The organism is Pseudomonas wenzhouensis, from assembly GCF_021029445.1.
GTDB lineage: Bacteria > Pseudomonadota > Gammaproteobacteria > Pseudomonadales > Pseudomonadaceae > Aquipseudomonas > Aquipseudomonas wenzhouensis.
This window is the reverse complement of the sequence record NZ_CP072610.1, coordinates 3,149,603-3,161,987: the sequence shown is the minus strand read 5'-3', so window position 1 is coordinate 3,161,987 and position 12,385 is coordinate 3,149,603. Positions and strand designations below refer to the sequence as shown.

Annotated in this window: 10 protein-coding genes; all 10 read left to right on the top strand. The window is 62.2% G+C overall.

The window, feature by feature from the left end:
* Window position 1: 1 nt before the first annotated feature.
* The 10 genes from pdxH to J7655_RS14520 all read left to right on the top strand — a co-directional run bounded on the left by pdxH (window position 2) and on the right by J7655_RS14520 (window position 12,385).
* Window positions 2-649, top strand: a complete 648-nt coding sequence (gene pdxH, locus J7655_RS14565) for a pyridoxamine 5'-phosphate oxidase (protein WP_230925055.1) — start codon at window positions 2-4, stop codon at window positions 647-649.
* Window positions 650-1,016: 367 nt separating this feature from the next.
* Window positions 1,017-2,390: a hemolysin family protein gene (locus tag J7655_RS14560; protein ID WP_230925054.1), complete on the top strand. Its 1,374-nt coding sequence runs from the start codon at window positions 1,017-1,019 to the stop codon at window positions 2,388-2,390.
* Window positions 2,387-3,403 carry a CNNM domain-containing protein gene (locus J7655_RS14555; protein WP_230925053.1) on the top strand — a complete coding sequence of 339 codons (1,017 nt, stop codon included), beginning with the start codon at window positions 2,387-2,389 and terminating at the stop codon, window positions 3,401-3,403. The genes J7655_RS14560 and J7655_RS14555 overlap by 4 nt, the downstream gene beginning before the upstream one ends.
* 47 nt (window positions 3,404-3,450) lie before the next feature.
* Window positions 3,451-4,032, top strand: coding sequence for a phosphatidylglycerophosphatase A family protein (locus tag J7655_RS14550; protein WP_230925052.1), 582 nt, complete (start codon window positions 3,451-3,453; stop codon window positions 4,030-4,032).
* Window positions 4,033-4,201: 169 nt separating this feature from the next.
* A complete protein-coding gene (locus J7655_RS14545; RefSeq protein ID WP_230925051.1) occupies window positions 4,202-4,729 on the top strand; it encodes a ProQ/FinO family protein in 528 nt (175 codons plus the stop codon).
* 100 nt (window positions 4,730-4,829) lie between these two features.
* Window positions 4,830-5,933, top strand: coding sequence for a sugar diacid recognition domain-containing protein (locus J7655_RS14540; RefSeq protein ID WP_230925050.1), 1,104 nt, complete (start codon window positions 4,830-4,832; stop codon window positions 5,931-5,933).
* Window positions 5,934-6,109: 176 nt separating this feature from the next.
* Window positions 6,110-7,477, top strand: a complete 1,368-nt coding sequence (locus J7655_RS14535) for a GntP family permease (RefSeq protein ID WP_230925049.1) — start codon at window positions 6,110-6,112, stop codon at window positions 7,475-7,477.
* Window positions 7,478-7,530: 53 nt separating this feature from the next.
* Window positions 7,531-8,664: a glycerate kinase gene (locus tag J7655_RS14530; RefSeq protein ID WP_230925048.1), complete on the top strand. Its 1,134-nt coding sequence runs from the start codon at window positions 7,531-7,533 to the stop codon at window positions 8,662-8,664.
* A gap of 113 nt (window positions 8,665-8,777) precedes the next feature.
* Entirely contained in the window at window positions 8,778-9,239 is a 462-nt protein-coding gene (locus tag J7655_RS14525) for an outer membrane lipoprotein (RefSeq protein ID WP_230925047.1), read from the top strand.
* Between the two features lie 353 nt (window positions 9,240-9,592).
* On the top strand, window positions 9,593-12,385 hold the full coding sequence (locus J7655_RS14520) for a monovalent cation/H+ antiporter subunit A (protein WP_230925046.1): 2,793 nt from the start codon (window positions 9,593-9,595) through the stop codon (window positions 12,383-12,385).

Here is a 12,385-nt window from a genome sequence, read left to right as displayed (position 1 = left end):
CATGACCCAGACGTTGGCCGATATGCGCCGTGACTATACCCGCGACGGCCTGAGCGAGACTCAGGCGCCGCTAGAGCCCTTCTCCCTCTTTCGCCAGTGGTTCGATGATGCGGTCAAGACCGAGCAACCGCCGGTCGAGCCCAATGCCATGACCCTGGCCACCGTCGACGAAGAGGGTCGCCCGCACTGCCGGGTGCTGCTGCTCAAAGGTCTCGACGAGCGCGGTTTCACCTTCTTCAGTAACTACGACAGCGCCAAGGGCCGGCAACTGGCAGCACGTCCGTTCGCTGCCATGACCTTTTTCTGGCCCAGCCTGGAACGTCAGGTGCGTATCGAAGGGCGTGTCGAGCAGGTCACGGCGGCCGAATCCGACGGTTACTTCCAGGTGCGCCCGCTGGGCAGTCGCATCGGCGCCTGGGCCTCGCCGCAGAGCCGGGTGATCCGCGACCGTACCGAGCTGGAGAGCTTGCTGGCGGAAACCGAAAAACGCTTCCTCAACCAGGCGCCTCACTGCCCGCCGCACTGGGGCGGCTACCGCCTGCTGCCCGAACGCATCGAGTTCTGGCAGGGCAGGCCAAGCCGTCTGCATGACCGCCTCAACTATCGTCTGCTGGGCGAAGCCTGGGTTCGCGAACGGCTGGCCCCCTGACACGCATGCCGGCGTGATGCTTGCGCCGGTGGCATCGGTGACAGGTCGCCTGGCTTTCCTGTCACTGGGCATGGTTACGCGGGGCGGTGAGGTGAGCCGGGGCCATGGTCGGCGCCTGGTTACCTGCCTTGCCAGCCGTTCAGGGATGCGACTGGATGTGTGTTCAAATGTTAAGAATCGCCCTGCCACTGGCGTAAGCCACGCGTGGCGGGTCTGCGCCCGTATTGCTGCGGTGATCGTCGAAGTAGCGTGGAGCCCTGGAAGTAATATAATGGGCGTCCCTTTGTCACCTCGGATCCAATGTGGACACCTCAAGCCCCAGCGATTGTAGACCCTCTTCTGAAACAGAATATGACGGGGTGATGCGGTGATCGAGCCGATACTTACCCTGCTGTTCGGCACTCTCGTTATCCTGGCCATCATTGCGGCAAACGGCTATTTCGTCGCCCAGGAATTTGCCTACATGGCTGTCGACCGCACCCGCCTTGCGGTGCTTGCAGCCGATGGCAACGTCTCCGCCAAGCGCGCTCTCAAAGTGACGAAGCGAACCAGCTTCATGCTGTCGGGTGCCCAGTTGGGCATCACGGTGACAGGTCTGCTGGTCGGTTTTGTGGCTGAGCCACTGGTAGGGCAGTCGCTCGGTGTTCTGCTGGGCGGTGCAGGTGTTGCATACGAGGTGGGTGTCACCGTCGGCACCTTGATTGCGCTGCTGGTTGCCACGGTTATCCAGATGATCTTCGGCGAGCTTTATCCCAAGAACCTGGCCATCGCCAATGCTGAACCCATGGCCAGGGGGCTCGCTCGCTCCACGCTCATCTATCTGACCGTCTTCGGCTGGCTGATCGGTTTCTTCGACAAGTCGGCCAATCTGTTCCTGCGCCTGCTACGGATCGAACCGGTACATGACCTGGATGTGAGCGTTTCTGCCGACGATCTGCCGCACATCATTTCCGACTCGCGCGACAGTGGAGATCTTCCCGTAGAACTGTCGCTGATGATGGATCGTATTCTGGATTTCCCTCAGCAAGACGTTGAGCACGCCATGATTCCGCGTTCGCAGGTTGACTGGCTGACTCCCGAGACGACGCTGTGCAAGCTGCGCGAACTCATGGCCAGTGGTCATACGCGCTACCCGGTCATTCACGAAGACACGCCTGTCGGTGTCGTTCAACTTACCGATGTACTGTTGCGTCTGGCGGCCGGCGATACCGATGAAACGGTCGAAACGGTGATGAGACCGGCCATGGTCATTCCCACCCTGATGGCACTACCGGATGCGCTTGCCGAACTGATTCAGACCAACAACCAACTGGCCTGCGTCATCGATGAATATGGCAGCTTCGTCGGCGTACTGACCCTTGAGGATCTCGCCGAGGAAATCGTCGGCGAAATTAACGATGAACATGATGAAGATAACGCCGATCCGTTCATACCCGGCGGTGATGGCATCTGGATCATGGACGGTGACGTGCACCTGGATGAAATCGAGCGTGTGCTTGGCTATGACCTGCCCTGTGAAGAGGTTGAAACCATCGCAGGCCTGTTGATCGCGGAGCTGGGCGCCTTGCCCGCCGAAGGCGACATCGTGACCATTACCTTGCCCGAGGATCCCTCGGAGCTTGTTTCCGACCTGCCCATCGAGCGCCAGCTAGTGATCGAAGTGCTGCGTGTTGAACGCTACGTGCCGACGCAGGTACGTGTCACGCTGGTCGAGGCGTTGAAGCAGGAGCAAAGCCAATGAATGATCCCCTGATCGTCACATTGGTGACCATTGCCCTCATCGTGCTCAGTGCGCTGTTCGTCATCATCGAGTTCGCATTGCTGGGGGCTCGCCGTCATCGTCTCGAGGAGCTGGCGCCCAGCAGTCGTTCGGCGCGGGCCGCGCTGCGCGGGATGAATGATCTGACCCTGATGCTGGCCGGGGCTCAGCTCGGCATTACATTCTGCACCTTTGCGCTGGGCGCGGTGACCAAGCCGGCAGTCGATAACTGGCTCGGCCCGTTACTGGTTGTCTGGGGCGTACCTGAGTGGGCGGCTGGCGGAGCGTCGTTCGCCCTGGCGCTGTTCGTCGTGACCTTCCTGCATCTGGTCGTCGGCGAGATGGCGCCCAAGTCCTGGGCCATTGCACATCCTGAGCGTTCGGCGCTTGCCGTAGGCCTGGTATCGCGCGCCTACATCTGGCCACTGCGCCCGCTGATGAGTTGGGTCAACCGTATTGCCAACCGACTGGTCAAGGCGTCCGGTGTCGAGCCGGTCGAGAGCGCTGCGGTAGGCGGGCAGGACATCGCCACCATTCGCAAGTTGGTCGAGCACTCCGCTGAAGTTGGAACCCTTCAGCCTGGGTTGCAGCAGCAGATATCCAGTCTGATCGATCTTGGCACCTTGCCGATCGAGGAGCTGGTGACCAGTGATGCCGTCCCCGTTCACGTCACATGGCAGGCAACGGTTGCCGAAGTGCGTTTCGCCGCCGCGCAGTCGGGCCACCTTCGTATCCTGATCCTGGGGCAGGGCGACAGCCTGCCGCTGGTGGTGCACCTGCGTGACACACTGCTGGAGCCGGATACGCGACCTGCTACGGAAATCGCTCGTCAGGTTTTCGTCCTGGAGGCCAAAACGCCGGTCTACGAGTCGTTGGCACTGATGCGTAAATCGAGTGTGCAACTGGCTGTGGTGATGCGTGACGGGCAGTTGGTGGGCGTGGTGACGCTGGCCGATATTCTCGGGCGCATACTGCCCCTGGCCACTGCTGCCTAGTGACTGTCACCCGAAGGGTATAGCGCTCTGCGGGCGGCAGATGCGAAATGGCGCGTCAGGCATGGCTGGTCTGGCGCGTGCCTCGTCGCTGCCTGCAGGTCGTGCGGTTTGTCGGCGCATCAGGTGCACTCTCTGGAGACGTGATGCTGGTTGAAATGATGGTCGTACAGTTGGCAACAGGCTTTGGTCTGGGCCAACTGCCCCTTATGCCCGGAACCTTTGGCTCGCTACTTGGCCTGCCTCTGGCCTGGTGGTTGTTGAATTACCCGGTCAGACGTCAGGCCGTGATCATGATGGTTCTGGTGGTCATGGCCATTCCCCTGTGTCATTGGGCTTCAATGTGGCTGGGGGGTGGGGATTTGCCGCGCATCGTTGCCGATGAGTATCTGGTCTTCCCGGTTTCTGTACTGGGCCTCGCCTCAATGCCGCGCCTGCCTATGCTCCTGGTCGCCTTCGTGTCGTTTCGACTGTTCGATGCCCTCAAGCTGCCGCCGGTGAATCTTTTAGAGGCCGTAGGCGGCGGTTTGGGCATCGTGCTGGATGATCTGATGGCCGCCATTTATACCTGGCTGGTGATGCTGCTGGTCATTCGTCTATGGCGATGCTTTTCGGACACACAGTCCCGCTAGACTCGCCAGGAGACAGTGGGCGCCTGGCAAGCCCGATGCCTCCGGCGGATGTGCTGCTTCGTTGCCTGAGCGGCCAGTGGATCTGCTTTATCTGCCAATAAGGCTGTAAGAAGCGAGCACATACGCTACCCTTGCGCCACGAACCAACCAGGACGCTGCGAACCGAACGATGGGTTTTGAACAATTAGCCGAGCTACGTGACCGCCTGCGGGCCGAGAAACAGCAGGTAGAGCAGGTACAGCAGGTAAAGACCGAACGCGCGACGCCGCCAAAGCGCAAGCAACCGGCCAAGACCCGGGCGCGTGAGCAGGACCCGGCCGTCGAGGCGATCTGGCGCCTGCAGAAGCACTTCCCCCTGGCCTTCCCGGTCAATCCGGCGCCCAAGGTGCCGCTGAAAGAGGGCATTCTCAAGGACGCCGAGCAGCATCTGTCGCAGCTCGGGATCAACCTCGAGCAGCTCAAGCTGGGTATTGCCGCCTGGTGTCGGGGCGGCCGTTATTGGTCGGCGATGACCGAGAACGCGCCGCGTCTCGATCTGCAAGGCCAGCCCGTTGGTGTGGTGACCGCGGCGCAGGCGCTGCATGCCAGGCAGCAGGCCCGACGCCAGCGTGTCGAGGCGCGGCGCAATCAGGCCAAGGCCAAAGCGCCAGCAGATGACAAGCCTGTGGAGAACGCTGCAGCGTCAGCTGCGGAGTGAACCCTGACTAGCTGAAGGTTTCGCCGGCGCTGCGAGGGAGACTTCGTAAGGCGCCGCAGGCGTGCCTACAATGACGGCCTCATTCGCGAGGCCGTTTTTCATGCTCGAACTCGACTCCACTCTGGCGCAGCATATCGTTGATCGCGCCATGGCCATCCTGCCGCACAACATCAACGTGATGGATGCGCAGGGCATGATCATCGGCAGCGGTGATCCCAGCCGCCTGCACACTCGTCATGAAGGTGCGCAACTGGTGCTGGCCAACCGCCGCGTGGTGGAGATCGATGCGCAGGCGGCGACCTGCCTGCGTGGCGTCAAACCCGGCGTGAATCTGCCGTTGCTGCATGCCGAGCGTCTGATTGGCGTGCTCGGTATCACGGGTGACCCCGAGATCGTGCGGCCTTATGCCGAGCTGGTGCGGATGGCCGCCGAGATGCTGGTCGAGCATCGCGTGCTGCAGGCCGAGCGGCACTGGCAGCGGCATCAGCAGGAAGCCTGGCTGCGCCAGTTGCTCGACCCGCACCTGCGCCTCTCCAGCCTAGAAGTCGATGCCGAACGTCTGGGGCTGCAACTGACCTGGCCACGACAGATGTGTTTGCTGCAACTCGATGGAGAGGGCGATCCCTTGCCGCGTCAGGCGCGTCTGCTCGCCGCGCTGGGTGGTAAGAGTGAGCATCTGGTTGCGCCGCTAGGACGTCATGAGTTGCTCTGGTGCCGGCCCTACAGCAGCACGCGCGATGATCGGGGCTGGTTGCAGCAGGCCGATGAGCGCGAGTGGGGCGTGCGCTCGCTGGCGCTGAGTGATCCGCTGCATGACCTGGCCGAGCTGCGTCAGGCCAGCCTGGTGCTGCGCGATCTGCAGGCCTATGGCCAGGCGCGCTTTCCCGAGCGGCGCCTGCTGCGTCTGGAAGAATTGCGCCTGCCTACACTGCTCTATGCCCAGCGCCATAGCTGGTTGTTGCAGGGCTGGCTGGCGCCGCTGCGCCAGGTGCTGGCACAGGATCCGCAAGGCACGCTACGCGCGACACTGGAAGTCTGGTGTGCACACGACGGTCAGGTGCAAAGCTGTGCCCAGGCGCTGGGCATTCACCGCAATACCTTGCGCTATCGGCTGGAACGCATTGGCGAGTTGAGTGGCCTGGATCTCAACCGCTTCGATCAGCGCCTGCAGCTGTCACTGGGGCTTGGCCTGCTGGACAGCTAGGGGCTGCAGGCAGTTGAGCGATATTGTGCGGGTGAACGGAAACTGGCCCGGGGGTTTCTCGATTTTTGGTGCCGGTGCACAGGGTCTGTTGTCAGAGGCTGAGCCACAATTGCCTGCCTGTCGGCATTCCCAGCCGGACACCGAGTCCGGTCATAACAACAACGAGGAGACTGGTCATGGGCCTGGTCCTGATCCTGGTGGCGCTGATCGCGTTCATCGTACTGTCCACTACCCGCTTGAAACTGCACCCCTTTCTCGCTCTGCTGGGCGCCGCGATCATCGCCGGCTTCGCCTATCAGTTGCCCGCACCGGAGATTCTCAAGACCGTCGCTTCGGGCTTTGGCGGCATTCTTGGTTACATCGGTATTGTCATTGCGCTGGGCACCATCATTGGGGTGATCCTCGAGCGCAGCGGTGCGGCCATCACCATGGCAGAAACCGTGATTCGCCTGCTGGGCCAGCGCTTCCCGACGCTGACCATGTCGATCATCGGTTATCTGGTATCGATTCCGGTGTTCTGCGACTCCGGCTACGTCATTCTCAACTCGCTGAAGAATGCCCTGGCCGCGCGCATGAAAGTCTCCGTGGTGGCCATGAGCGTGGCATTGGCCACTGGCCTGTATGCCACTCATACCTTCGTACCACCGACCCCCGGCCCGATTGCGGCCGCCGGTAATCTTGGTCTGGAAAGCTCGCTGGGCCTGGTGATCGCCGTGGGCCTGTTGGTTGCTCTGGTCACTGCGCTGGCCGGCATGCTCTGGGCCAATCGCTTCCTCAAGCAGAACGACCAGGAACTGCTGGAAGAGGCGCCGAGCGAGCTGCTCGATGATGCGGTCGATTTCGAGGCGCTCAAGGCGCGCTATGGCAAGCTGCCCAGCGCCTTCCAGGCCTTCGCGCCGATTTTCGTACCCATCGTGCTGATCTGCCTGGGCTCGATTGCCGTCTTCCCCAGCAAACCGTTCGGTGATGGTCTGCTGTTTGGTCTGCTGAACTTCTTCGGTCAGCCCATCGCGGCTCTGCTGGTCGGTCTGGCGCTGGCTTGCACGCTGCTCAAGAGCGCCGACAAGCGTCAGGAGTTTCATGATTATGTGGCCGAGGGGCTGGTGTCCGCAGCGCCGATTCTGCTGATCACCGGTGCTGGTGGCGCGTTCGGGGCGATTCTCAAGGTCACGCCGCTGGGCGATTACCTCGGTACTACATTGTCGGCGCTGGGGATCGGTCTGTTTATGCCGTTCGTGGTTGCCGCCGCGCTGAAGAGTGCGCAGGGCTCTACCACGGTGGCCCTGGTCACCACCTCGGCGCTGGTCGCACCGCTGCTTGGTCAGTTGGGACTCGACAGCGAGATGGGCCGCGTGCTGACTGTAATGGCTATCGGCGCCGGCGCGATGACGGTATCGCATGCCAACGACAGCTTCTTCTGGGTCGTCACCCAGTTCAGTCGCATGAAGGTCTCGACTGCCTACCGCGCGCAGACCATGGCGACCCTGATCCAGGGCGTGGCCGGCATGCTCACCGTCTGGCTGCTTAGCCTGGTTCTGCTGTAATCCGCTTTATCGGCAGGCGGCTGCGGCCGTCTGCCCCTGCCGAGGTACCCAGGATGAAGATCGTCATTGCTCCCGACTCCTTCAAGGAGAGTCTCAGTGCGCCCGATGTGGCCATGGCTATCGCGCGTGGTTGGCAGCAGGTGTTCCCCGAAGCCGAATGCCTGCTGCGGCCGATGGCCGACGGTGGCGAGGGTACGGTCGATGCCGTACTGGCTGCCGTCGGTGGTGAGCGCCGTGAATGCGAGGTGCGTGGCCCCATGGGGGCGCCGGTCAAGGCGCATTGGGGCTGGCTGGGGCAGGGAACGGCGGTGATTGAAATGGCCGCAGCCAGCGGTCTGCATTGGGTGCCGCGTGAGCAGCGTGACGCGCGCCTGGCCAGTAGTTTCGGCACCGGTGAGTTGATCCGTGAGGCGCTGGATGCCGGTGCCACGCGCATCATCCTGGGGCTGGGCGGCAGTGCCACCAATGATGCGGGTATGGGGCTGTTGCAGGCGCTGGGGATGCGTTTTCTCGATGCGCGGGGGCATGAGCTGGCGCCGGGCGGTGCGGCGCTTACGAACCTCGACAGGCTCGATTTGAGTGGCCTGGATGCGCGCCTGAGCGATGTGCAGGTGGAGGTCGCCGCCGATGTCGACAATCCCCTGTGCGGCCCGCATGGTGCTTCTGCGGTGTTCGGGCCGCAGAAGGGCGCGACGCTTGAGCATGTCGCACAACTGGATGCGGCGCTGGGCCGTTTCGCTGCTGTGGCGGCGACAGCGCTGGGGGAGGATCACGCCGAGTTTCCCGGTGTCGGTGCGGCGGGTGGGCTTGGTTTTGCCGCGCGCGCATTTCTCAAGGCGAGCTTCCGCCCGGGTATCGAGCTGGTGGCCGAACTGTCCGGCCTCGCAGCGGCGATGAAAAATGCCGATCTGGTGATCACCGGGGAAGGACGCATGGATGCCCAGACCCTGCATGGCAAAACGCCCGTTGGTGTAGCGCGTGTGGCGCGGGCGGCCGGGGTGCCGGTCATCGCCTTGTCCGGTAGCCTGGGTGATAACTACCAGGCGTTGTACGAGGCGGGTATCGAGGCCGCGTTTAGCCTGGCGCCGGGGCCGCTGTCGCTGGAGCAGGCCATGGCTGGCGCGGCAGCTGAGTTGCAGGCACGCAGTACGGATATTGCCCGGCTCTGGCGACTGGCGCGCGGCTGACAGAGGGATCTGGCTGAACTGGGTCTGTCAGAAACAAATATTGTTCAGACTCTGTCGTGACAGTTGCTCTCGCCCGGCGTCTAATGGTTCGAGATACCTCTGGAGGAATTGCTATGCGTAAACCTACTCTGCTCATCACTTCGCTGGCCGCACTGCTTGTTCTTGGCGGCTGTCAGTCACGTCTCACCGGCGACACCTATAGCCGTGATGAGGCCCGGGCGGTGCAAACGGTACGCATGGGCACCATCGAGTCGCTGCGTCCGGTACAGATCGAAGGGACCAAGACACCAATCGGTGCCGGTGCCGGTGCCGTGGTCGGTGGTATCGGTGGCAGCACGCTTGGTGGCGGACGCGGCAGTGCGGTTCTGGCGGTGGTCGGCGCCGTTGCCGGTGGTCTGCTCGGCGCTGCAGCCGAAGAAGGCCTGACCCGAACCCAGGGCGTGGAAATCACCGTGCGTGAAGATGACGGCACCCTGCGTGCCTACGTGCAGGAAGTCGAGCCGAACCAGGTGTTTCGTGTCGGTGAGCGCGTACGCATCATGACCGTCAACGGCACCAGCCGCGTTTCTCACTGAGCCGTACACAAGAGCCGGAGTAGCCTGGGCTGCTCCGGCTTTTTTGTGCCTCATCGTCACCACCCGGGCAGGGTGCTTGTGCTGAGGGTAGAGGGCCTTGCCGGCAGTCTTGTTACAGTGGTGTTCTGGCCTCTGCGTCGGTCTGCATCTGCCTGTATGTAAACAAGTGTGTTTAATGATAATTCAATGCATGACGTTGCCCTGATAGTTATGGATAATCGGGCGTTATGCTTGTGCCGACAACGACTTAGCTGCTTCGTTGTGGTGCATGGACTGTCACCGTCAGGGAGTTGCGACTCCAATTCTCGTCGTTGGGTCGTTTGACCTGGCGTGCCTGCTAAAGGGGTTTTTCGATGGCGCTTGCGTTGATTATCGCCTTGCCATTTCTGGGGCTGTTTCTACCCGTGCTGGCTGATCGCCTGGGCCGTTCCGCCTGCGCGGCGGCAGCGGCCATAGCGCCCGTTGCGGCGCTGATCCTGTTGTTCAACCACCAGTCAGCGGTGTTTGCCGGTGAAGTGCTGCGAGTCAAGCTGGAGTGGTTGCCGCATCTTGGCCTGAACCTCAGCTTGCGCCTCGACGGCCTGGGTTTCCTGTTCGCCTTGCTGATTCTCGGCATCGGTCTGCTGGTGATCCTCTACGCCCGTTATTACCTGGCCAAGACCGAGCCAATGGGGCGCTTCTTCGCTTTCCTGCTGCTGTTCATGGGCGCCATGCTCGGCGTGGTGCTCTCGGAAAACCTGCTGCTGATGCTGATGTTCTGGGAGCTGACCAGCCTGTCATCGTTCCTGTTGATCGGCTTCTGGGGTTCGCGCTCCGAAGCCCGCAAGGGCGCGCGCATGGCGTTGGCGATCACAGGCGGCGGTGGTCTGGCGCTGCTTGCCGGTATCCTGCTGATCGGCCATATCGCCGGCAGCTTCGAGCTGTCACAGGTGCTGGCGGCTGGTTACGCGATTCGCGCACATGAGTTGTATCCGCTGGCGCTGGTACTGGTGCTGCTGGGTGTGTTCACCAAGTCGGCGCAGTTCCCCTTCCACTTCTGGCTGCCCCATGCGATGGCAGCGCCAACGCCGGTTTCGGCCTATCTGCACTCGGCAACCATGGTCAAGGCCGGGGTATTTTTGCTGGCGCGCCTGTACCCGGCGCTGGCCGGCTCCGACTGGTGGTTCTACATGGTCAGCATGACCGGCTTGGCCACCTTGCTGGTCGGTGCGGTCATGGCACTGTTCCAGCATGACCTCAAAGGCTTGCTGGCGTACTCGACCATCAGCCACCTGGGCCTGATCACGTTGCTGTTCGGTCTCGATACCCAGTTGGCTGCCGTGGCGGCGGTGTTCCACATCATCAACCATGCCACTTTCAAGGCCTCGCTGTTCATGGCCGCGGGCATCATCGATCACGAAACCGGCAGCCGCGACATGCGGCGAATAAACGGCTTGTGGAAGTACATGCCACATACGGCCGTGCTGGCGATGGTGGCGGCTTCGGCGATGGCCGGCGTGCCGCTGCTCAATGGCTTTTTGAGCAAGGAGATGTTCTTCACCGAAACCCTGCACCAGCACCTGCTGGGCGGCTTCAACTGGGTGATTCCGGCGGCGGCAACTCTGGCCGGCGTGTTCTCGGTGGCCTACTCGCTGCGCTTCATCCATGACGTATTCTTCAACGGCGAGCCGATCGATCTGCCCAAGTACCCGCCCCACGAGCCACCGCGTTACATGAAAGTGCCGGTGGAGGTGCTGGTCTTCCTCTGCCTGCTGGTCGGTGTCCTGCCGGCTTATACCGTGGCGCCGTTGCTGGCGGCTGCTGCCGCTTCGACGCTGGGCGGCGCGCTGCCGGAGTACAGCCTGGCCATCTGGCATGGCTTCAACCTGCCGTTGCTGATGAGCTTCGTAGCCCTGTTCGGTGGCATTCTCGTCTACACCTGCCGCAAGCCATTGTTCCGCTGGTACGAGGGGCTGCCCAACCTCGATGCCAAGGATGCCTTCGATCAGGTGGTGCGTTACATGACGCGCCTGTCCGTGCGTATCACCGTGCTGCTGGAAAGCGGCTCGCAGCAGCGCTATCTGGCCTGGATGCTCGGCAGTGCATTGACCCTGATGGTGATTGCCCTGTCGCCGCTGGAGCAGTTGGCCGGTAGCGTGGCGATGACTCCGCTCGATCCGATGACCGTCACCGGCATGCTGATTCTGATGGTCACCGCCGTACTCACCGTGGTCTTCCATCGTCGTCGTCTGGTGGCGCTGATGATCCTCAGCGCTGCCGGCCTGATGGTGGCATTGGCCTTCGCCCGTTTCTCGGCGCCGGATCTGGCACTGACCCAGTTGTCGGTGGAGGTGGTGACCATCATCCTGCTGATTCTCACCCTGTACTTCATGACCGACCGTACTCCGGCGGAGTCGAGCAGCCTGCGTGGTCTGCGTGATCTGACCCTGGCGTTGGGCAGCGGCACCATGGTGGCGATGCTGACCTATGCGGTGCTGACCCGTCCCTATCAGAGCATTTCGTCGTTCTTCCTCGAGAACAGCGTCTCCGGCGGCGGTGGCACCAATGTGGTCAATGTGATCCTGGTGGACTTCCGTGGTTTCGATACCCTGGGTGAAATCACCGTGCTGGCGATTGCCGCCATCGGCATCTACGCGCTGCTGTATGGTTTGCACCTGCCACATCCGAGCCACGACAAGAACGGGCGGCCGTGGTCGACCGATGCGCACCCGATGATTCTCGATATGCTCTCGCGCGCCATGCTGCCGATGGCGCTGCTGGTATCGGCGTTCATCTTCCTGCGCGGGCACAACCTGCCAGGTGGCGGCTTCATCGCCGGCCTGATCACCTCGGTGGCGCTGATCCTGCAGTACATCTCCCATGGTGTGACCTGGACGCAGCAGCGCCTGAAGTTCAGTTATCACGCCACTGCCGGTTGGGGCGTACTGATTGCCGGCCTGACCGGTCTGGGCAGTTGGGCCTTTGGCTCGCCGTTCCTCACCTCGGCGTTCGGCCATTTCCACATTCCGCTGATCGGCGAAATCGAACTGGCTACTGCCATTCTCTTCGATCTCGGGGTGTTCCTGGCCGTTGTCGGCGCCACTCTGTTGATTCTTTCCAATATCGGCCATGTCAGTCAGGACGAGTCGTGCAAGGAGGTCATCTGA